The sequence below is a fragment of the Frankia sp. AiPa1 genome (assembly GCF_023243075.1).
Lineage (GTDB): Bacteria > Actinomycetota > Actinomycetes > Frankiales > Frankiaceae > Frankia.
Genome location: NZ_JALKFZ020000179.1, coordinates 46,428 through 67,393, shown reverse-complemented (window position 1 = coordinate 67,393; position 20,966 = coordinate 46,428). Strand labels below are relative to the sequence as shown.

The 20,966-nt window shown below is 67.6% G+C and carries 15 protein-coding genes, 1 pseudogene and 1 riboswitch; of the genes and pseudogenes, 9 read left to right on the top strand and 7 right to left on the bottom strand.

Annotated elements, in window-relative coordinates; all coding sequences use genetic code 11:
- Positions 1-68: 68 nt before the first annotated feature.
- Entirely contained in the window at positions 69-1,304 is a 1,236-nt protein-coding gene (locus MXD95_RS23440; RefSeq protein ID WP_250642865.1) for an ABC transporter substrate-binding protein, read from the bottom strand.
- 173 nt (positions 1,305-1,477) lie between these two features.
- Between MXD95_RS23440 and MXD95_RS23435 the strand changes: the two genes are divergently transcribed.
- From MXD95_RS23435 to MXD95_RS23415, 5 genes and pseudogenes are all read left to right on the top strand, one after another.
- Positions 1,478-3,652, top strand: coding sequence for an ABC transporter permease (locus tag MXD95_RS23435; protein ID WP_250642864.1), 2,175 nt, complete (start codon positions 1,478-1,480; stop codon positions 3,650-3,652).
- Positions 3,649-5,394 carry an ATP-binding cassette domain-containing protein gene (locus MXD95_RS23430; RefSeq protein ID WP_250642863.1) on the top strand — a complete coding sequence of 582 codons (1,746 nt, stop codon included), beginning with the start codon at positions 3,649-3,651 and terminating at the stop codon, positions 5,392-5,394. The genes MXD95_RS23435 and MXD95_RS23430 overlap by 4 nt, the downstream gene beginning before the upstream one ends.
- Before the next feature lie 71 nt (positions 5,395-5,465).
- Positions 5,466-5,573, top strand: a riboswitch (TPP riboswitch).
- A gap of 144 nt (positions 5,574-5,717) precedes the next feature.
- Positions 5,718-7,289 (top strand): annotated as a pseudogene (gene thiC, locus MXD95_RS23425) (phosphomethylpyrimidine synthase ThiC); the annotation flags it as partial.
- A 253-nt stretch (positions 7,290-7,542) separates the two neighbouring features.
- Entirely contained in the window at positions 7,543-8,205 is a 663-nt protein-coding gene (locus MXD95_RS23420) for a response regulator transcription factor (RefSeq protein ID WP_250642862.1), read from the top strand.
- Positions 8,205-9,527 (top strand): sensor histidine kinase, encoded by a 1,323-nt coding sequence (locus MXD95_RS23415; protein ID WP_250642861.1) that lies wholly within the window; start codon positions 8,205-8,207, stop codon positions 9,525-9,527. The genes MXD95_RS23420 and MXD95_RS23415 overlap by 1 nt, the downstream gene beginning before the upstream one ends.
- Before the next feature lie 111 nt (positions 9,528-9,638).
- On the opposite strand, the gene MXD95_RS23410 is transcribed toward MXD95_RS23415, so the two are convergent.
- Both MXD95_RS23410 and MXD95_RS23405 read right to left on the bottom strand, forming a co-directional pair.
- Positions 9,639-10,598: a COG4705 family protein gene (locus MXD95_RS23410; protein WP_250642860.1), complete on the bottom strand. Its 960-nt coding sequence runs from the start codon at positions 10,596-10,598 to the stop codon at positions 9,639-9,641.
- A 148-nt stretch (positions 10,599-10,746) separates the two neighbouring features.
- Positions 10,747-11,457, bottom strand: a complete 711-nt coding sequence (locus MXD95_RS23405; protein ID WP_250642859.1) for a DedA family protein — start codon at positions 11,455-11,457, stop codon at positions 10,747-10,749.
- 253 nt (positions 11,458-11,710) lie between these two features.
- Here MXD95_RS23405 and MXD95_RS28695 point away from each other — a divergent pair, with 253 nt between their 5' ends.
- Positions 11,711-11,836 carry a hypothetical protein gene (locus MXD95_RS28695; RefSeq protein WP_285223742.1) on the top strand — a complete coding sequence of 42 codons (126 nt, stop codon included), beginning with the start codon at positions 11,711-11,713 and terminating at the stop codon, positions 11,834-11,836.
- Positions 11,837-12,498: 662 nt separating this feature from the next.
- Positions 12,499-13,374 carry a COG4705 family protein gene (locus MXD95_RS23400; RefSeq protein WP_250642858.1) on the top strand — a complete coding sequence of 292 codons (876 nt, stop codon included), beginning with the start codon at positions 12,499-12,501 and terminating at the stop codon, positions 13,372-13,374.
- A gap of 670 nt (positions 13,375-14,044) precedes the next feature.
- Here the strand turns inward: MXD95_RS23400 and MXD95_RS23395 are convergent.
- From MXD95_RS23395 to MXD95_RS23385, 3 genes are all read right to left on the bottom strand, one after another.
- Positions 14,045-15,388, bottom strand: coding sequence for an ABC transporter substrate-binding protein (locus tag MXD95_RS23395; RefSeq protein WP_250642871.1), 1,344 nt, complete (start codon positions 15,386-15,388; stop codon positions 14,045-14,047).
- Positions 15,389-15,733: 345 nt separating this feature from the next.
- Positions 15,734-16,939 carry a cytochrome P450 gene (locus MXD95_RS23390; RefSeq protein ID WP_250642857.1) on the bottom strand — a complete coding sequence of 402 codons (1,206 nt, stop codon included), beginning with the start codon at positions 16,937-16,939 and terminating at the stop codon, positions 15,734-15,736.
- A 197-nt stretch (positions 16,940-17,136) separates the two neighbouring features.
- Complete coding sequence (locus tag MXD95_RS23385; RefSeq protein ID WP_250642856.1) at positions 17,137-17,937, bottom strand: class II aldolase/adducin family protein; 801 nt, start codon at positions 17,935-17,937, stop codon at positions 17,137-17,139.
- 345 nt (positions 17,938-18,282) lie between these two features.
- Here MXD95_RS23385 and MXD95_RS23380 point away from each other — a divergent pair, with 345 nt between their 5' ends.
- Positions 18,283-18,660, top strand: a complete 378-nt coding sequence (locus MXD95_RS23380; RefSeq protein ID WP_250642855.1) for a VOC family protein — start codon at positions 18,283-18,285, stop codon at positions 18,658-18,660.
- Here the strand turns inward: MXD95_RS23380 and MXD95_RS23375 are convergent.
- The gene (locus MXD95_RS23375) at positions 18,657-19,286 is read right to left on the bottom strand and encodes an acyl-CoA-like ligand-binding transcription factor (RefSeq protein ID WP_250642854.1); all 630 of its coding nucleotides are present in this window, start codon (positions 19,284-19,286) and stop codon (positions 18,657-18,659) included. The two genes, MXD95_RS23380 and MXD95_RS23375, sit on opposite strands and share 4 nt — an antisense overlap.
- Before the next feature lie 295 nt (positions 19,287-19,581).
- On the opposite strand from MXD95_RS23375, the gene MXD95_RS23370 reads away from it, so the two are divergent.
- Positions 19,582-20,952 carry an amidohydrolase family protein gene (locus MXD95_RS23370; RefSeq protein WP_250642853.1) on the top strand — a complete coding sequence of 457 codons (1,371 nt, stop codon included), beginning with the start codon at positions 19,582-19,584 and terminating at the stop codon, positions 20,950-20,952.
- The last annotated feature ends 14 nt before the right edge of the window (positions 20,953-20,966 follow it).

Genomic DNA, 20,966 nt, shown 5'->3' with positions numbered 1-20,966 from the left:
GGTGACGTGCCGACACGGAGACGGCCGCCGGCCCGGTGGTCAGGTCGTCAGGTCGTCAGGTCGTCAGATCAGTTGATCAGACCGATGAGCTGGCGGCCGTCCTGCCAGGTGCCCGTGACGTCGGTGAAGGAGCTGCCCTGCCAGTGCAGCAGCCGTACCGCGGAGTTGCACACGGCCGGGAAGATGCTCAGCTGCTTGCCGTCGCAGGTGTACGGGTGGGCCATGACGTTCGGCTCGTTCTGGGTCGCCCGCAACGTCGCGGTCAGGGCCGCCGGGGTCGACTGGGGGGTCTTCGCGAGCAGCGCCCGCACATCCAGCACCGTGGAGAACGCGCCCTGCGAGGCCGAGGTGCGGTCGTTCTCCGGCACGGCCGCGCGGAAGGCGGCCACGTCCGCGTCACCGCCACTGGTGGTGACCGGCAGGTAGCTGGAGGCGAAGTACAGGTTCTGCGTGTGGCCGGCCGCGGCCCGCGGGACCGCCGGCGTCGCACAGGCACCGACGAAGTAGATGTCGCTGCGCACGTTCAGTGAGGCCGCCGCCTGGGCGATCCGGGCGCAGGCCGCCGCCTGGAACACCACGATGATCGCATCCGGGTTGCCGGCCGCGGCCTGGGTCACCGCGGGGGCGAAGTCGGCGGCGTCGGCCTTCTCGGCAATGAGCTTGACGTCGGTGACACCCTTCTTGCGCAGAATATTCTGTGAGCCCTGGATGGCCGCGGTCAGCAGGCCGGGCAGGTCGACATACAGGGCATGGGCGCTGCGGATGTGCTTGGTCGACGTCAGGTACTCGGTGATGCCGAGCAGTTCCGCCACCGATCCGCCGGAAAGGGCGAACGCGTTCTTCGAATCCAGCTCACCGGACAACTGCGGCGATCCGGTGACGTAGGGGATGTGGGCCGACTCGTAGATGGGCATAGCCGCCTGGGTACCGAAGTCGATGCCGCCGACGACGGCCACGGGCTTGGCCGCGACGAGCGTGTTGGCACAGTTCTGCGACGATTCCGGCGAGCCGTCGGTGGCACAGGTGACGAGCTTCAGCGGATGGCCGCCGACCCCGTCGAGCGCGGAGTTCGCCCGGTCCACGGCGGCCTGCGCCGCCCGGCGGGTCTCCGGGTAGGAGCCGAGCGCGGAGTTCTCGACGGTGACGAAACCGAGAGTGATCGGCGTCCCGGTCAGATGGCTGGCCGAAGCGCTGGAGGTTGCGCCGCCGGATGAGCCACCACGCTGGCTCGTGCATCCGGCACCGGCCACGGCGACGGAAAGGGCGACGGAGAACGCGAACAGGGCGCGGGAAGCTTGTCTCACGGGCGGTCAAGTTACACTCCCAGTCACCTGGAATCGGGGCGGGAGCGCGCCGACCCGGCGGGACGGACATGATGCGATGAGCACGCACGCACGCACCGCCCCACCGCCCCACCGCCGCGTCGTCCGCGCCTCCGCCGGTCGACCGGGACGCCGTCCGCCAGCTCGGGAGCCCCGTGGACACCTATCTAGCCGCCCTGCTGCTGGGCCTGGGACCTGGCGCGGTGTACGCGGCGCTCGGCCTGGGGCTGGTACTCACCTACCGGGCGTCCGGTGTCATCAACATCGCGCATGGCGCCCTCGCCATGTACGCGACCTATCAGTACGCCGAGCTTCGCGAAGTCGGCGACCTTGTTCTACCAGTCGTCGGATTGCCACCACGAATTCATCTGACCGACACGCCGACGTTTGGCCTTGCGCTGACGGTTTCCCTTGTCATGGCCGCGCTGCTCTCGCTCGCGGTATACGTTCTCGTTTTCCGGCCGCTGCGCCGCGCCCAGCCGATGATGACGGTCGTCGCCGCGGTCGGGTTGACCATCGCCCTGCAGTCGGTCGCCGTCATCCAGTTCGGCACCGACAACCGGTTCCTCACCCCGGTGCTGCCACAGCATCCGCTGCACGTGTTCGGCGCCACCGTGTCCAGCGACCGGCTGGTGCTCGCCGGGATCGTCGTCGTGGCCGCGATCGGCCTGTGGGCGGTGTCGCGCTGGACGATGTTCGGCCTGGCCACCCGGGCCGTCGCCGACGACGAGGAGACCACCGCCCTGCTCGGCCGGCGCCCCGGCTGGATCGCCGCGGTGAACTGGATGCTCGGCGCGGTGCTCGCCGCGCTCGCCGGCATCCTCGTCGCTCCGATCAGCTCGCTGAACCCGACCAGCTACTCCCTGCTCGTCGTCCCGGCGCTGGCCGCGGCGCTGCTCGGCGGACTGTCGTCGTTCTGGCTGACCGTCGTCGGCGCGCTCGCCATCGGCGTGGCGCAGTCGGTGCTGCTGCCCCTGCAGCAGGACGCGACCTGGCTCAACCAGCCCGGCATGCGCGATCTCATCCCGATGATCCTCGTCCTGGTGGTCGCCGGGCGGCGCGGCACGCTGATCCCGGGCCGCTCGGCCGGCACCCTGGTGTCCGCACCGCTGCCCGTCGTCATGCCGTCGCGGCGCCCGCTCGGCGGGCTCGTCGTCGGCGTCGCGGTCGGGGTCGTCGCCCTGTTCGCGCTGAGCGGTGCCTACCGGCTCGGCCTCGAACGCAGCCTGGCCGCGGCGGTCGTGTGCCTGTCGTTCGTGGTGCTCACCGGGTATGTCGGTCAGCTGTCCCTGGCGCAGATGACGCTGGCCGGGGTCGCCGGTTTCCTGCTGGCCCGCCTGGAGGGCGAGCTTGGTATCCCCTTCCCGATCGCGCCGATCATCGCCACGTTCGCCGCCGCCGTCGCCGGGCTGTTCCTCGGCGTGGTCTCCCGGCGGCTGCGCGGGGTCGACCTCGCGCTCATCACCCTGGTCGCCGGGGTCGCCATCCAGCAGGCGGTGTTCGGCAATCCGCTGGTCACCGGCGGCCTCAAGGGTTCCCTGGTGCCGAACCCGAAGCTGTTCGGCCTGGACCTCGGCCTCGCCGGCCCCGGCTTTCCCCGCGCCCGCTACGGTCTGCTCTCGCTCGCGGTCCTCGCCGCGTGTGGCTACGGGGTGGCCCGGCTGCGCACCGCCCGGCTCGGCCGCGAGATGCTCGCGGTGCGGGCCAACGAGCGGGCCGCGTCCGCCGCCGGCATCGACGTGCGCCGCACGAAGATCATCGCCTTCACCCTGTCGGCCGCCCTGGCCGGCCTCGGCGGCTGCCTCATCGGCTACGGCCAGGGGCGCCTCTCGTTCGACTCGTTCGGGGTGACGGCCTCGCTGTTGTTCCTCGCCATCGCCGCCGTCGGTGGGGTGACCAGCGTCGGCGGAGCGGTTGCCGCGGGCCTGCTCGCTCCGAACGGTCTGCTGTTCACCGCGCTCGACCGGGCCTTCGGGCTCGGCGAGTACCAGCAGGTGCTGTGCGGGCTCGCCGTCGTCGTGCTCGCCGTGCTGCGTCCCGCCGGGCTCGTGCACCGGCCCGCGCGGACCTTCCGCGGCGATACGGCGCCACCGGACGGCGGTGATCCGTCCGGCCGCGCCGTGGCCGTGGGGGCGCGGTTGGCCGCCGTGCCCAGCTGGCTGCCGGTGTTCGGCTGGCTTCCCAGCAGCAGCAGCAACAGCAGCCGTCGGGACGGCGCGCGCCCGTCCCGCCTGTCCCGCCCGCGCCGCCCGGACGGCCCGCGCCTCGCCGCCAGGCCTGACCGTCCCGTCGGCACCCACCGCGCTGGACGCACCGGAGGTGCCGCATGAACGTCCAGCCGAACGCTGCCCCGCCGGGCGCCACGCGACTTGCCGTGGCGGGGCTTTCGGCCGGGCAGGGTGATACCCGCATCGTCGAGGACGTCGCGTTCACCCTGCCCGCGGGCAGCGTCATCGGCCTGATCGGCCCGAACGGCGCGGGGAAGACGACGCTGATCGACGCCCTCACCGGCTTCGCGGCGATCTTCTCCGGCGAGGTGATGGTGGACGGCGTGTCTCTGATCGGCCTGCCGGCCCACGCCCGGGCCCGTCACGGCCTCGCCCGCACCTTCCAGGCCCTGGAGCTGTTCGACAGCCTCGACGTCGAGGAGAATCTCGCTGTCGTCGCCACTGCCGGTGCCGGCGTTGCGCACCCCGGTGCAGCGCACGACGAGGATGCGCGTCCCGCCACTGTGCGCATGGACGGGTCGCGGACGGGGGAGTTCGGGCTGGAGGCGATCGCCGGGCTGCTCCCGTCGACGCTGACCCATGATGAACGGGCGTCCGTCGCCCTGGGCCGGGCACTGGCCGGTCGCCCCGGCGTCCTGCTGCTCGACGAACCGGCCGCCGGGCTCGACCCGGCTGACCGCCACAAGCTCGCCGACCGCATCCGCCGGATCGCCGGGGACGGCGTCGCCGTCCTGCTCGTCGACCATGACCTCCAGCTCGTCTTCGACGTCTGCGATCACGTGCTCGTCCTGGACGGTGGCCGGATCGTCGCCGACGGCCGTCCGGAGGCCGTCCGCGCCGACCCCGCGGTGCGGGCCGCCTACCTCGGCGAGATCGATGCCCCGCCCGCCCCCGGTGCCTCCTCCTTCCCCGGTGCCCCGTCCGCTCCTGGTTCCCGGTCTGCCCCCGCTGGCTCGTCCGTCGCCGACCCGTCGGCCTCCGTCGGTTCCTCCGCTGCCGGTCCGTCGGACCTCACGGGCAGCCCGTCCGCACTGGCTGACCCGCCGTCGCCGGCCGGGGCGGTGCTGTCGTCGGGCGGGGGGCCGCAGCCGGACGCGATAACGCCCGCGGGCGGGCGACCCGGTTCGGTGGTGGAAGCCGCGGCCGAGCTGCTGGTGTTCGAGGGGGTGACCAGCGGCTATCACGAGGGGCCGGTACTGCGCGAGGTGTCGCTGACCGTGCGGGCCGGGGAGATCGTGGCATTACTCGGGGCGAACGGCGCCGGCAAGACGACACTGATCCGCACCGCTGCCGGTCAGCTGCCGGTCAGCTCCGGGCAGCTCACCCTGCTGGGGGAGCGGGTGCGTCGGCCCGCGTCGAGTGCGCTGGCGCGCCGTGGCCTCGCGGTCGTGCCACAGGGACGCGGGGCGCTGGGGCGGCTGACCGTCCGGGAGAACCTGCGGATGGCCGCCGGGCGCCACAACCGGGGCGAGATCGACCGCGTGCTGGGCTGGTTCCCGCCGCTGACCGGGCTGCTGGACCGGCCCGCGGGCGAGTTGTCCGGCGGCGAACGGCAACGACTGGCGCTGGCTGTCGCCCTGGTGCGCCGGCCCCGGCTGCTGCTGGTGGACGAGCTGTCCTTCGGTCTCGCTCCCGGCGTGGCACCGCGGCTGTTGGAGCTGCTGCGCGCCATCGCGGCCGAGACGTCCACCGGGGTGCTGCTGGTCGAGCAGTTCGCCGGGCTCGCGCTGCGGGTCGCCGACCGTGGATATGTGCTCGACCGGGGGCGGGTCGCACTGACCGCGTCCGCTGCCGAGCTCGCCGCCCGTCCCGACCTCATCGAGGTCACCTACCTGGGCCAGTGACAGCCCTTTTCCGGCATCGAATCGGAGTTTTCGCGGACAGGCGGAACCCCGCTGGCTTATTCTGGCCCTACATCGCAGATCGCGGGAGCTCCACTCAGGGGCTGAGAGGGCGGCTAGGGCCGTCGACCGCAGGAACCTGTCCGGGTAATGCCGGCGTAGGGAGTTTCGGCATGACGCCGTCCGAAGAAGGTTTTGTTTCGCTGCCTTTGTCCGTGGCTACTTCTCGAGAATCACCCTCTTTCCCTGATGCAGGTGGCCCGGATTGCGCTGATCCACATGACTCCGGGGTGTTCTCGCCGTCGTTGTCAGCGTCGTCGTCGTCGTTGTCGGCGTCGTCGTCGCGGGTGGCCGCCGCGACTACGGGGCCGTTGCCCGGTAGTCGCCGGACGTGGCTGCTCGGCGCCGACGCCCAGGTGCGGGTTCCGATGCGTGAGGTCGTGCTCAGTACCGGCGACAGCCTCGTGCTCTACGACACCTCGGGTCCGTACACGGACCCCGAGGTGGAGATCGACGTCAACCGTGGGCTGCCGGCGGTGCGGGCGACCTGGATCGACGCGCGGGCTGACGCCGAGACCGACCAGGCACGGGGCGGCGTGCGCCGAGGTGCGCGGGCGCCGAGTCGCGGGGCGCTCACCCAGCGCGCCTATGCGCGGCGTGGGGAGATCACGCGAGAGATGGAGTTCGTCGGCCTCCGGGAGGGTCTGCCGGCCGAGACGGTTCGGGCGGAGATCGCCGCCGGACGCGCGGTGCTGCCCGCGAACGTCAACCACCCGGAATCCGAACCGATGGCGATCGGCCGCGCGTTCCTGGTGAAGATCAACGCCAATCTGGGAAATTCGGCGGTGACCTCGTCCATGGCCGAGGAGGTGGAGAAAATGGTGTGGGCGACTCGCTGGGGCGCTGACACCGTCATGGACCTGTCGACCGGCGCCGACATCCACCGCACGCGGGAGTGGATTCTGCGCAACTCCCCGGTACCCATCGGCACAGTACCGATCTACGAGGCGCTGGAACAGGTTGGCGGTCGCCCCGAAGAACTCACCTGGGCGGCCTATCGGGATGCCGTCATCCGCCAGTGCGAACAGGGTGTCGACTACATGACTGTGCACGCCGGTGTGCTGGCACGGTATATTCCGCTGACCACGCGGCGGCGGACCGGAATCGTCTCCCGTGGCGGCGCCATTCTCGCCACCTGGTGCCGGGCCCACGGGCAGGAAAACTTCCTGTACACACATTTCGAGGACCTCTGCGAGATTCTCGCGGCCTACGACGTGACGTTCTCCCTCGGCGACGGGCTGCGGCCGGGCTCCGTCTCAGACGCGAACGACGAGGCCCAGCTCGCCGAGCTCGCCACCCTCGGTGAGCTGACCCGCATCGCGTGGCGGCACGACGTCCAGGTGATGATCGAGGGGCCGGGGCACGTCCCGTTGCACCTGGTCGAGGAGAACGTTCGCCTGCAGCGCGAACTCTGCCACGACGCGCCGTTCTACACCCTCGGCCCGCTGACCACCGACATCGCGCCCGGCTATGACCACATCACCTCGGCGATCGGCGCCGCGGTGATCGGCTGGCACGGCACGGCGATGCTCTGCTACGTCACCCCGAAGGAACACCTCGGCCTGCCCAACCGGGACGACGTCAAAGCCGGCGTCATCGCCTACAAGATCGCAGCGCACGCCGCGGACGTCGCGAAGGGCCATCCCGGCGCCCAGGCCTGGGACGACGCCCTGTCCGACGCCCGGTTCGCGTTCCGCTGGGCCGACCAGTTCCACCTCGCCCTCGATCCCGAGACCGCCCGCGCCTACCACGACGAGACGCTGCCCGCCCCGGCAGCGAAGTCCGCGCACTTCTGTTCCATGTGCGGCCCCCACTTCTGCTCGATGCGCCTCTCCCAGCAGGATCCGCGTCCGCCCGCCGGACCCTGAGCTCCGCCCGGCGGACCGGGAGGTGATCGTCCCGGGAGCAGGCGTCGCCTCTCCCGGGACGGCGTGGACCGTACGCGGGAGGGGACCATCCGAGGTAGTAGCTTGTAGTAGTTCCGACCTCGCAACAGGCGGAGGCGATCGTGGTGGATGAGGTCACCTGCGCTCGGTTCGGCCTGTCCGCGCCTCCGTTTGGCGTGAGGCTGCTCGGAACGTTGCCAGGCTGATGCGCGGGACCGTTGCGGTCGTCGATGACGATGAGGTGCTGTGCGCGACGATCGTCCGGGTCCTGCGCCTCGAAGGGTTCGACGTGGCCTGGTCCGCGGCGACGGGAGGCGATGCCTTGCGGCGCGCGGGCGGTTCCGCTTCACCCGACGCGATTGTCCTCGACGTAGCGCTCCCCGACACCGACGGACGAGACCTGCTGGGAGCATTGCGTAGCCGTGGCATCACGGCGCCGGTGTTGCTGCTGTCCGCGAGAGCCTCGGTCGCCGATAAGGTGCTCGGATTCGGCGCCGGCGCCGACGATTATCTGACCAAGCCGTTCGCGATCGACGAGCTGCTCGCCCGCCTGGACGTACTGATCCGCCGGGCGCCCGGCATCGCCGCGACCGGGATCGTCCTCGATCCGGTACGGCACGTCGTCGCCGGACCGGAGGGCGCGCGCTCACTGTCGCGGACCGAGTACCGGCTGCTGGCAGCGCTGGTCAGCCGGCGCGGTGAGGTGGTGCGGCGGGCATCGTTGATCTCGAGCGCGTGGCCGCCGGGCTCGGTGGTGCGGGAGAACACTCTCGACAGCTACGTGGCGCGGCTGCGGCGCGCGCTGCGTGACGTCAGCGGTCGTGAGTCGATCGCGACGGTGCGAGGCATCGGTTACCGGCTCGACTGATGCGCCGGCGGCTGGTGCGGCTCACGATCGCGGTCGTAGCCATCTCGGTCACGCTGCTCACCGTCGCCTTCTGGTTGCTGCTGCACGGCTGGCTGCGCCACGACGCCGACGCCCTACTGGCGTCGCACGCCCGGTCAGCCGCGGCGCTCGTCGCGGTCGACTCCGGCCACCTGGTACTCGAGGAGACTCCGGGCGACGAGGCGATCGAACCGGGGATGTGGCTTTTCGACCTGGAGTCCTCGTCAGTGGTGCGCCCACCCGCGGCACGTTCTCTGGACTCGGCGGCGGCCGCGCTCGCGTCGTCCGGGCCGGCTACCCGGATGGTGGGCCAGGTCGAGCTACGCTCGTCGCCGGTACTCGACGGCTCACGACACGTCGGCACGGTAGTGGTGGCGCTCAGCCTCGCACCATACGCCCACAGCGAGCGGCTGGCCGTCGGCGCGGCGGTCGCGCTCGACGTCGTGATCCTGGCCGGCGCGGCCATCCTGGTGCGCAGGGTGGTCGGCTCGGCGCTTCACCCCGTCGCCGAGATGACGGCGCGTGCCCGTGACTGGGGCGCCCATGACCCGGACCAGCGGTTCGGGCTGGGGCCGCCGCGGGACGAGATCACAGGCCTCGCCGCAACACTGGACGGCCTGCTCACCCGGCTCGCGGCGAGCCTGCGGCATGAGACTCTGCTCACCTCACAGATCGCGCACGAGCTCAAGGCCCCGTTGGCCCGGATGCGAGCCAGCGCCGAGGCGAGCGCCCGATACGACGCCCGGCCCGAACTTCTGCGGGCGACCCTCGAGGGGGTCATCGGTGAGGTCGACCAGATCAACCGCATCGCCGAAACCCTGCTGAAGGCGCACGGCGGCACCGCGACGACGGGCCATACGGACCTCACCGAGGTAGCCACGCGGCTGGCGGGAAGCGCCAACGCGGCGTTCCCTCGGATCCGGACGAGCGCCCACGGTGTCGTCCGGCCGGCGCTGTGCGACCCGGACCTGGCCGAACGAATCCTGGCGCCAATCGTCGACAACGCCCTTCGATACGCCCGGTCAACCGTCGCCCTCCACATCGACGAGGTCGGCCCCGCGACGGGCCGGGCCAATGCCGCTCGGGTGACTGTCACGGATGACGGCCCTGGGTTCGCGCCCAACGAGGTGGACGCGGTGTTCGAACCTGGGTACCGGGGCGTGACCGGCGTGACCGGCGACGGCTCCGGCCTCGGTCTGCCGCTCGCGCGCCGGCTGGCCCGGCTTGCCGGCGGCGACGTTCTCGTCGTCCCGGCGCCACGCAGCCGCGTGATCGTCACCTTCCCCGTGCTGCCCGCTGCCTGACACGGGTCCGTGTCCGACAAGACGACCACGGATGAGTACGGATGGACAAGGGCGTCGATCTCTCGGCCGGAGCGCCGGCTAGCTCTCGAAGGCGGCGGATCCGTCCGGGTCTCACTCGGCGGCCGTCTCCGCTGCGGAGAACGCGTCGCCTGCATTGCCAGGCGCTGTGCTGGGTGAACCGGGATGGACGAGTTCGGTACGGTCCTTCCTCGTCACGGTCAGGTATACGACGGTGGCCACGATGGCGGCGAGGAACAACAGGCTGGTGGCCAGGGTGCCCAGCCCCGCGCCGCCCTCGTCCGTGGCTGCGCTGAGGTAGTCGCCCGTCGAGCCGCCCAGCGGGCGGGTGAGCACGTAGGCGATCCAGAACGACAGGATCGGGCCCAGTCCCATCCACCGGTGTACCGCGTAGATGACCGCTATCGAGGCTGCGAAGATCATGACTGCGGTGCGCAGGCTCAGTCCGAGCCGGTCGATCAGCAGGTCGCCCGCGGCGGTGCCGAGCGCGAAGGTGAACAGCACCACGAGCCAGTAGAACGACTCGCGTCGCGTCGTCACGATGCTGTGGATCGACAGAGTGCGCTCGGCGCGGTACCACCCGACGAACGTCAGGGCGAGCAGCGCCGAGAACGCGACCGTGCTGACGATGAGGCTGACGCTCAGACCGTCGGTCAGGTTGTCGGTGATCAGTGTACCGACGACGCTGATGAGGACGACCGTGGTCCAGTACACGCCCGGTACGTAGCGGCGAAGTCGGAACTGCGCCGCCAGCGAGGCGACCAGCAGGACGGACATCACGATCGTCGTGTTGCCGAGCCCGAATCCCAGCGTGCTGTTGAGGTAGTCGGCCGCGCTCTCACCTATCGTCGTGCAGAGGACCTTGATTATCCAGAAGTAGGCGGTTATCTCCGGGACCTTGTTGAGCATCGGCCGGCTGGTGGCCGGCGCCGTCATGGCTGGGGTAGACGTGTTCACGGCACCAAGAATGCCGCCGACAACCTGACGAAAACCTGACTGGCAGAACGTGCGTACCCCCTGGACGATGTCGGACAGGCGAAACTCGATATGCATCGAAAAGCCCGCCACGCGCCCGCCGTGACGTGGGATCTCCGCGTGTCCAGCCACGACAGAAAGTCCTGTCGCGCTGCGTGGTCATCCTCAACCGGTATCCGGCTCTCCGCACGGTCTCCAGGTGTGCGACCTCCGTTCATTCGAGCGCTCACAGCATCGGCTTACGGTCGATCGGCTGGTGGTCGGCGGTCTCGGCGGTCTCGGCGGATCGCGCGGAGCGGTGCTTGGCTTTGTCTGACCGACGGCCGGCCACCTCGCGCAGCACCGGGATCGCCGAGAGAAGGACGATGACCAGGGTGATGGGGATGATGTATCGGTCGATGGGGATCGACCGGCCGAGCCCGTATCCGAGTAGCGTGACGCCGAGCGACCACGCCAGGCCACCAACGACGTTGTAAAACAGGAAGGTGCGGACCGGGATGCCGATGACGCCGGCCACGGGGTTCATGAAGGTGCGGACGATCGGCACGAACCGGGCAAGGATGATCGACTTCCCGTAGCCGTATCGCTGGAGGAACTCCTGGGCTCGGGCGACGTTCTCTTGTTTGAACAGGCGCGAGTCCGGGCGGCTGAACATTCGCGGGCCGGTACGCCGGCCGATGTGGTAGCCGGTCTGTGCGCCGAGAAGCGCCGCTGCGGCGACGCCGAGGAGCACGCTGCCGATCTGGAAGTGTGGATGGTCGCCGTCGGCAGTGCTGGCGCTGTAGGCACCGGCGAGGAAGAGCAGCGAGTCTCCGGGCAGGAGGAATCCGAGGAGCAACCCGGTTTCGGCGAAGATGATCAGGATGAGTCCGGTCAGGCCGAAGGTGGAGGCGAGTGACGCTGGATCGAGGACGTTGACGGCTAGCGTTTCCGACATGCAGTTGCCCTTCAAGAATGGGTGTGATCACGACGATGACCACCGTCCGCTGATCACCGTCATAGCCTGGCGAACCGAACGCTAGTGACCCCTGATTTGAGGACGGTGTGAGCGCCCGCCGGCCGACGGCTGCGCGCCGACGACGCCACCGACGGCACCCCGTTCGTCGGGTTCCACGCCCGGCAACGTCGACGGCGCCAGGTACGTCTACTCGGCGCTGCGCCCGGCGCTGCTGGCGAAGAAGCCCGAGCTGGTGACCGCGCTCGACCAGCGGTTTCCCGCGCTGGTCAGCCTGCTCGACACCCACCTGGCCAAGCCAGGCGACAAGGGTTCAAGGACGGCACCGCCAACCTCAAGATCGAGGACACTGCCGCCATGAGCTCCCACGTCTGGGTCCAGCCCGGCGACGGGCCGGACTGGATGGCCGGCGGCAGACCTCGCTCGCCGGAAAGGCCCACGACGCCCTCAACGAATACATCCAACACGTTGGCAGCGGCCTGTTCGGCTGCCCACCAGGCGTCCGGCCCGGCCAGCACTGGGGCCAGAGTCTCTTCACGTAGCAACCGTCGGTGGCGCATCGGCTGACGCAGAGCGGGGCATCGGCGGCATATCCGTTGACCGCGTCCATGCCGCGGGTCAGCCCGATCCGCCTACACGGTCCTCACCTCGTGGGCGAGCCATTCTTGGGTCGAAAAAACGGTGGCGATCAGGCGCGGTCCGGGCGCAATCCGCCAGGACCGGGCCGACGATCATGATGGGCTTCGGTCGGAGCCCCGCGCTGTCCGCGACCGCAAGGCTGGCCAATCGCCCTGCTCTGTTTCCGACACCTGGCAATAGACGGCGCGCCGCCCAAACGTCGCGTCAGCGGCGACAAGGCGCATTCCGTGGATGTTCGCTCACATCCTTTTCACATATTGCAGCGATTACTGTGCGCAGATGCTCGCGGTGGATCCCTGGAATCCACGTTCACTGAACGCATCACGCGCCAGGCGTGAGAGCACTTTCGGTACGCCAACCGGAGGCAGAATGACAAGAACTGAAGTGGCTGAAGAATATAACAAAATCGACAGAAGCGGACACCTGGCGAAAAAGCTTCCCGAGGTCACCCTCGCCTTTTGGGTGATGAAGATCGCAGCGACGACGCTCGGCGAGACCGGCGGCGACCTGCTTGCCCAGACACTCCGTCTCGGGTATTTTCTGACGACGATAATACTTGTCGTCGTGTTCGTGGCCACTCTCGCCATCCAGCTGCGTTCGCGGATCTACAACCCGTTCTTCTACTGGACGGTCATCCTGTCCACCAGCACGGCCGGTACCACCATATCCGACTTCATGAACCGCGACGCGAGCGGGAAGTACCTGGCCAAGGGGACCAGGTCGTTGGGCTGGGGGCCGCAGGGACTCGGCCTGGGCTACCCGGTCGGCGCGGCAATCCTGACCTCCCTGCTGATCGTCATCTTCGTAGCATGGAAGCGCGCCGGGCTGACGTTCGCGATTCGCGATATCGACACGCTGCGCGGCGAAAGCTTCTTCTGGTCGGCGATCCTCGTGTCGAACACCCTTGGAACCTCCATGGGAGATTTCCTGTCGGACAGCTCGAGCCTCGGCTACGCCGGAAGCGCACTGCTCATACTCGGACTTCTCGGCCTACTGTTCGCCTTCCGGTACGTCCCTACGGTGTCCAACGTGCTTCTTTTCTGGCTCGCCTTCGTCCTCACTCGGCCGCTCGGCGCCACCGTCGGCGATTTTCTGACGAAATCTACCTCCAAGGGCGGGCTCGCTCTCGGCACCCTCGGGTCGTCGACGGTCCTGCTTGTGCTCCTGATCAGTTTCATGGCATTTGCGCGCGCCCAGGAGATGCGCCGTGCTACCCGTACCCCTGTCGCACCAGGTGTGGCGGGGACAGGAGCGTCGTGACGCGTGCCCAGGACGAAGTTTCGCTGAAAACTCCAAAACCACGTTCGGCGACAGCAACCTGGGCCTCGAACCCCGCCAGGGGGCGCGTATCTGGCGGGCTTTTGCTGGTCGAGAGGCAGGCCGACGCCTTGGGCCCGTTTGTAGGGCACCTGGACCCGATCCTGTAGCCCTTCGTAGCAGAGATCGGTCAGGATTCCGCCGCCGTCGGCGATCCGGGTGGCCTCATCTGGGTGGCGGCCGGTTCGTGGGCGGTGGTGGGTGTGCGGTCGGGGTATCCGAGGGCGCGGTGTAGGAGCTGGAGCGGCCCGAACCGTGGCCTGCGAATCCGATCGTCGCGAACGCCTGGCGGCCTGCGCCGAGGATGTCGGCACGGCGGTCCTCCGGACTCTCGACCTGAGGCCAATCCGCGGCGGGGACGCAGTCGTCATGGGCCTGCGTGGTGTCATGCCTCAACTACGCAGCGGGTTCACGGCTGCGTAGTCGGCGCGGCGTTCGCGCTGCGCGTCAATGCCGAGAAGCTCGGCATTGACCTCTATCTGGCCTCCGCACGGGATTCTTCCGCCGGGCCAGGAGCGCCGGCTCCGCCACCGCTACGGCTCCTGACCAACCCTTACCCCTGCCGGATGCCGCGTGGCCGCCGGCCAGTGCGTCCACCTCAACTGTCTACGGTCTACTTGAAGGAGCTCAGGGTCGGGTCGCTCCAGTCGCGGTTCTTGTTCGACCAGCAGACGAACGGCTTGGCCGCCGTTCCGCCTACCATGTGGAACTTGCCCTGTTTGACCTGCACGAAGCTGAAGCATTCCTGGGCGGCACCGTGCGACGTCGGGTCGTCCTGGGTCGCGCTTTCGTGCATGCGGGTCCAGTCGATGGGCGGTACCAGGCCGCCCGCGGTGAAGTTCCTGATCTTGTTCGTCGCGTCGGTCACGCTCTGCCGGGTGAACGAGGGTCCGGCTGCGAGGATGCCCTGGTAGGCGATGTCCGCATCGATCCAGCCAATCATGGCGACTTCGCTGATCTTGGCACCGGTCCGGTCCATCCACTTCCGGAAGTCGGCGAGGGCGCTGTCGCCCGGGTCGGCCTCGAAGGGGCGGAAGGAGACCAGCACGATGTCGCCTTCGAACAGGTCGCCGGCCTCCTGTACGAACTTCTGGTCGTAGGTGTTCGGATGGAGAATCTTCACGTCCGCCAGGCCCTGGCGCTTCAGCTCCTGCGCGAGGGTCTTCTGGCCGTTCAGATCGAAGCAGCTCACAATCATGTCGACGCCCGCGCGCTTCATCGCCGACACCTCGGGGCCGACGCCGTTGGGCAGGCCGAAGGCGAGGGTGTCGTTGAAGTACGACACCTGCTGGCCGGTCTCGGGGGCGTACAGCCCGATCGAGTCCCGGACGGACTGGGCGCACTGCCTCGAGGAGTCGGAGATGCCGTAGCCCAGGGCCGCAATGTGCTTGGCGCCGACGAGCTTGGCCCCGTAGGAGTAGTTGCGGGCGGTGCAACTAAGGCACGTGATGCCGGAGTTACCCCAGATGTTGTCGTGGCCGGCCATCGCGGCCGGTTGGATGGCCCACACGTACTGGGGAACGCCCGCCTTCGCCAGGTCGCCCCACCCGGTGGGAAGTTGGGCGGCGCTGAACGTGCCGAACGTGTCGTTCGCGGCGATGATCTGCAGAGCGCTCTGCTGGTTCTGGCCCAGCTGGTCGTCGATCTTCTTGCTCAGTTTCAGCTGTCGGCCGTGCACGCCGCCTTCGCTGTTACGGAAGGCGAAGTAGGCCTCGATCCCCTGGGCGAAGCAGTCGTAGATGCAGGCTCCGGTCGGGTTGTTCGTTTTCGTCGCGAGCATCGAGAAGTTGATCGTTTTGGCGGTGACACCCGGCGCCCCGTTGGCTGGAGCCGGTCCCGCGGTTCCACCCTTCTCGGTCGAATCTCCCCCGCCCGCGTTCGAACAGGCCGCCATCGCGAGCGCCAACGCGACCAGGAGTACCGTTAACCGGCGAGCACCGGTAGGTAATCGCTTCATGAGAATCTGGTGATCCTTCGGATCGGGCGCCCGAGAACTCTGTCTCCGAGCGCATCTACTTCTGAGATAAACAGTGATCTCAGACTGCAATCGAGAACTCAGACTGCAACCAAGAACTGAACAGGAGTGCCAAGCCCGACGGCAAACTCGAGTGACCTTGGCATCCTGAACCAGGGCCAGGCGGTCCTTCAAGCGCCATGTCAGGATCGCCTTCAGAGACCCGAACGCGGCCCACCCGCATATTTCAGTCCAACCCTTGGGCCAGTCCCGAGCCGCTACCAGAAAACTTTCCGCAGCACTGGGTCCAGGTTGCAGTGCGGAAGGGCTACCACGGAAGCAGTGTCTTTACGTTGACGGGAGGTGGACCGGCAGCGTTGCCCAGCCGCGCACCTGGGAGGAATCGAGCTTTGCTTTCTCCATGTCGGGCTCCCAGTCCGGGAAGCGCTTGAGGATCTCTTCGACGGCAATACGGGCCTCGAGGCGAGCGAGGGGAGCTCCGAGGCAGAAATGGTTGCCTCGGCCAAATGTCAGGTGGCGACCGATCTTGCGATGGATATCAAAACTGTCTCCATCTGGCGGAAAAGCCCGTTGGTCGCGGTTCGCCGATCCCATGATTAGCATCAAAACGCTGCCCTCGGGCACAGTCTGGCCGTGGATCTCGACGTCCCGGGTGACATACCGGCTAGCCTGCAGAGCAGCCGGGTGCAGGCGCAGGATCTCTTCCACCGCGTTTGGAATGAGCTCGGGATTCGCGACGAGCTCTCGTCGTTGGTCGGGGGCGTCGCCGAGGATCTTGCCGGACCAGCCGATGGTCCGATTTGTAGTTTCGTTGCCGGCTGTGGCCAGTACGTTGATAAAAATGAGCAGCTCGTCGCGAGTCAGGCGGCGGATCGTGCCCTTCTCGTCCTCGAACTCGGCGTTTATCAGTGCCGTCATCAGGTCGTCGGACGGGTTCTTCACCCGCCAGTCGATGTACTGGGTGAAGAAAGTGCCGTCGGCGAACTGGTCGTCATTGAACTCGCCGGGCTGCCCTTCCTCTCGCCGCAACTTCTCGTCTTGGTGGACCCTGATATCCTCCTGATCCTGCTCGGGGATGCCCAGCAGCATCCCGATCACCCGCATAGGCATCTTGGCGCCGAGGTCGGCAACAAAATCAAGCTGTTGGGCGCCCACCAGCGGGTCGAGCACCTGGGCGCAGAAGTCGCGGATCCGACCCTCAAGAGCGGCCATCTTCCTTGGGGTAAAGATTCCGGTAAGGACGCCGCGATGCACGAGGTGCACCGGCGGGTCTTCGAAAATGAACACCCCTGACGGGAGGTCCATGTTCGCCTTGATCAACTCAAGAATGTTTCCGCGGGCGGAACTGAAGGTGGCGACGTCCGCGAAGGCCTTGTCCACGTCGTCGAACCTGCTGAGGGCATAGAAATCATGCTTTTCGTTGTAGTACAGCGGCTGCTCGTTCCGCATACGACGGAAGATCGGGAAGGGGTCGACCTGGAGTGCCGGCTCATACGGATCATAGTAGATCTCAGGTTGTTGCGTGGTTGTCACAGCTTCGCCTCCTCGGCAGGATATCTTATCAACTTGGCCAACATGGCACGAGATGCCACTGGTCGTCCAGAAATGGTGTTGTCGGCTAGCGTCATCGCCGGCTTCGGAGGCCCCAGCAGCGGACAATCTGAATTGATTTCTCTGGCGCGAGCCGCGGATGGCGGTGCGCGGCTTGGAGTTCTTCGGCCGAACAAGGCCTAGTCAAGTAGATCGGGCTGCTCCTTGACGATGAGTTGGTAGTACGCTTCGAACCCCCAGCGCGCCAAGGTGTCGCCACCTACCTGCCTGGCTGTGCGCTTGGCCGTCACGTCGTCGAGTAGCCGCAGCTTTCCTGCTGCCTGTGCGAGAAGCTGGACCTGGGCGGCTCGCTCGGCAGCGATGAACCAGTAGGCCGCCGACTCCACGGTGGTGCCGACAGTCAACAGTCCGTGATTGGCGAGGATAGCCAGCTTGCCCGAGCCGAGAGCGCTGGCGATGCGCTCGCCCTCGTTGGTGCTGAGGACCACCCCGGTGAAGTCGTCGAAGATCGCGTGTTCCTGGTGGAACGCGCACGCGTCCTGCGTGATCGGATAGAGTGGCTCGCCGAGCGCGGATAGTGCCTTGCCGTAAAGGGAATGAGCGTGTGCGGCGGCGACCACCTCCGGCCGGGCCGCGTGGACTTCCGAGTGGATCGCGAACGCCGCGGTGTTCAACGGCGGCTGCCCCTCCACGATCTCGCCCTCGGCGTTCACCAGAAGTAGGCTCGAAACGCTGATCCGGCGGAAATCCACCCCGAAGCGGTTCACCCAGAAGTGGTCGGTCAACTCCGGGTCGCGGGCGGTGATGTGCCCTGCGAGGCCTTCGCCGTATCCGAGCTGACCAAAGATCCGGTACGCACCGGCGAGCCGCTGCTTGCGGTGCAGCCGCTCCTGCTCAAGGGTGCGCGCCGGTTCGGGACGGGGCCATTGGCCCTCGATCGCAGGCGACACGAGCGCGCCGTCTAACGGGGCAGCTGTCATGGCGAATGCCTCCGGTGGCACTGTGCAGGACGGACGGGACGAGACGAGCCGGCCGCAGTCGAAAGTCGCTACGCACTACTCCACAATGCGGTTGCGGATCCTACCGCACGTGACGTGCGCCGTGCAGCGCACGAAGGCCGCTCCAGTCCTGGAGGCGGACGCCACGGCCGGCGGTTGAGGTGGTGATGGCAGCGGCGGAACGGCACTGCATGCCACTCTCGGAGCGGCCGGTCCGGCGGGTGGCATGCTAGGCGGCCCCTATCAAGGGTACGGGGGGTTCGCGATCTCTGGACAACGATGGCACGCAGTGCCATCGTTGTCCAGAGATCAGAGAGAGAGGTCCTGATGCCTGCATACATCGTTCTCGATAGTCAAGATCCAGTACGTCTCGCCGACTTCTACGGCGCACTCCAAGGAGTCGAGACGCTGCTGACCTACGACGAGGGGCGCTATCACGCGATGGCGCCGAACCGCGAAGGTCTGATGATCGTCCTGCAGCGGGTCCCCGAGGCCAAGACGGGCAAGAACCGAGCACATTTCGACCTCGTCGTCGACGACCTCGAGGCCGAGACGCAGCGAGTCCTCGCGCTGGGCGGGACGTGGATCGAACATGGGAAGACACACGAGCTGGAGACGTTCTCCTGGCGATGCATGGCTGACCCGGAAGGCAACGAGTTCTGCCTTTACCTCCTGCCTGCGGACATGAGCAACGATGCTTCTTAGCTGCCTTTGAACGGCTCCCGGTCCAGTCGCCAACTGGACTGGGTTGTCGTAATATCCAGTTCCGCTAGCGTGCGCGCCATGCGGAAAGCACGACGCACGAGCTCGTTGAGGTCAGCGCCGGGGGCACGCAGCCAACGCTCGTAGGCGGCGTTCGCAGCGCCCAGTGAGACATGGCCGATGAGCTGCGGTCCTAGCGCATCCTCTGGTTCGTCGAGCCGGCGTGCCGTGTACCGTGCGATCACCGCCAGCCACTCGGCGTTTCGGAGCGAGGCGTTCGCCTTCAATGCGGGAGTGAACATGATCAGCTCCATGCGCTGTCGATGGACGACCGGGCCGTCAGTGTTCGCGCGGTTGAAACGCATCACCCCCTCGGCAATCGCATCGAACATGGGTCGATCATCTGGCACCGACGTGAACCAGTCATCGAGCTCCTGCAGGAGCTCGGCGAAATTTCCGAACAGTATGTCGTTTTTCGACGCGAAGTATCGGAAGAAGGTTCGCCGGGAGACGCCGGCAGCGTTAGCGATCTCCTCGACCGTGACGTCCTGGAAGCCGCGCGCGGCGATCATCTCCAGCGCGGCCTTCTCGATGGCCGCGACCGATGCCTGTTGGGGTGTGTGGGTCACAGAGCACTTCCGTCTCGCGCCACAGCCCGGATCCTCACCGCACGAGCGAGGCCGGTCCGTGAGCAGGGTCTTCCTATCATCCCTCGACACCGGTGGTCCCCAGCTGTGCGTCCTCACCCTGTGTCGACTCCGACATGTCAAAAGCAGATTTGTCTGAGACGCTTGGCACTGAGTGCCATGTCAACCTATGATGCTCAACGTCGAGCTTACCCACTGCCGAGCGTGTCGGTGCCGCAGTGGTGGCACTGAGTGCCAGCTCAGACTACACTGCTCTCAACCGGGCGGAAGGGGCGTCATGCCGCAGGTCGCATCCGAACAGAGCGAGCGCTACATCGTGGTATCGACTGACAGCCACGTCGGCCCGTCGGTCGCGGGCCAGTTGCGGGACTACTGCGAGGCCAAGCACCTCGATGACTTCGATCGGTTCGTCGCGGAGATGGATGGTCATGGCCTGCTCTCGTGGCGGTCGTCGGAGGCGACGAAGCCCGGTGAGGAGGAGAGCTGGTCGCTCGGCCGGTCCCGCGCGGAGCTGGGTAAGGAGCAGGCCGCCGCGTTCGGCAAGGTCGCGGGGATCCGTAACGCCGACCAGGTCGACCAGGGCTTTCTCCAGCGCAGCTACGAGGCGAGCCTGGTTCCCGGCCTGCAGGATCATGCGGCACGCATCGCCGACATGGACAGGGCGGGCACCGCAGCCTCCGTTATCTACCACGGAGGCCTCAACGGCCAGTCCATCCCGTTCTCAACCACCGGCCTGATCTCCTGGGGGAACTCCAGCTACAACCATCTCGAGCCAGCCGGTGTCCGGATCTACAACCGGTGGCTCGCTGGTTTCGTCTCCGAGGCCCCAGAACGCCATGCCGGCATCGCGCACATACCGATTTCCGACCCGGAAGCCTGTGTGCGTGAAGTCGAGTGGGCGGCCGAAGCAGGCCTGAAAGGGATCAACCTGCCGGCTCCTCGCAGTGACCTGCCGATGCTCAATGACCCCGTCTGGGAACCGCTCTGGGCGGTGTGTGAGGAGACGGGGCTCTCGCTCAACACGCATGGTGGCGGTGGGGAGCATTACCCCTACAAGGGGCCCGGTGCCCAGTCCATGTACATGATGGAAACCACGTGGCGTACCCGCCGGGGGGTCTGGGTGATGATCCTCGCCGGCGTCTTCAACCGGCATCCCGCCCTGAGACTCGTGATGACCGAACAGTGGATGGACTGGGCGCCGCAGGTCATGGCCGATATGGACGGCCTCTACTCCGGGCCCGGTGGATCGGCGCTGCGTGCGACATTGCCCGAGAAGCCCTCCACGTACTTCCACCGCAACTGCTTCATCGGCGCAAGCTTCATGGCCAACTGGGAAGCGAAGTTCGGCGTCGAACACGACCTCGTGGCGAACACGATGTGGGGAGACGACTACCCACATGCCGAAGGCACCTGGCCTCACACCCGGGAGGCGATACGGTCTACGTTCTGGGACATCGCCCCACAGCACACCCGCCGATATCTCGGCGAAACGGCGATCGAGGTCTACGGGCTCGACCACGCCAAGCTGCGGGCAGTCGCGGACCGCATCGGCCCCACACCCGACGAGATCGCCAACCCGTTTACTCCCGCTGAGGACGAGGCCGTCGGCCTCTACGCATTCCGCAATGGCCCGGGAATCTTCGCCTAGTCGCCCAGACGCGC

What these genes read in the sequence shown, in the direction of transcription:
- MXD95_RS23430 (WP_250642863.1), top strand. Translation starts at nt 3,649, where the DNA reads ATGAACGTCCAGCCGAACGCTGCCCCGCCGGGCGCCACGCGACTTGCC.
- MXD95_RS23420 (WP_250642862.1), top strand. Translation starts at nt 7,543, where the DNA reads ATGCGCGGGACCGTTGCGGTCGTCGATGACGATGAGGTGCTGTGCGCG.
- MXD95_RS23415 (WP_250642861.1), top strand. Translation starts at nt 8,205, where the DNA reads ATGCGCCGGCGGCTGGTGCGGCTCACGATCGCGGTCGTAGCCATCTCG.
- MXD95_RS23410 (WP_250642860.1), bottom strand. Translation starts at nt 10,598, where the DNA reads ATGCATATCGAGTTTCGCCTGTCCGACATCGTCCAGGGGGTACGCACG.
- MXD95_RS23405 (WP_250642859.1), bottom strand. Translation starts at nt 11,457, where the DNA reads ATGTCGGAAACGCTAGCCGTCAACGTCCTCGATCCAGCGTCACTCGCC.
- MXD95_RS23395 (WP_250642871.1), bottom strand. Translation starts at nt 15,388, where the DNA reads ATGAAGCGATTACCTACCGGTGCTCGCCGGTTAACGGTACTCCTGGTC.
- MXD95_RS23385 (WP_250642856.1), bottom strand. Translation starts at nt 17,937, where the DNA reads ATGACAGCTGCCCCGTTAGACGGCGCGCTCGTGTCGCCTGCGATCGAG.
- MXD95_RS23380 (WP_250642855.1), top strand. Translation starts at nt 18,283, where the DNA reads ATGCCTGCATACATCGTTCTCGATAGTCAAGATCCAGTACGTCTCGCC.
- MXD95_RS23370 (WP_250642853.1), top strand. Translation starts at nt 19,582, where the DNA reads ATGCCGCAGGTCGCATCCGAACAGAGCGAGCGCTACATCGTGGTATCG.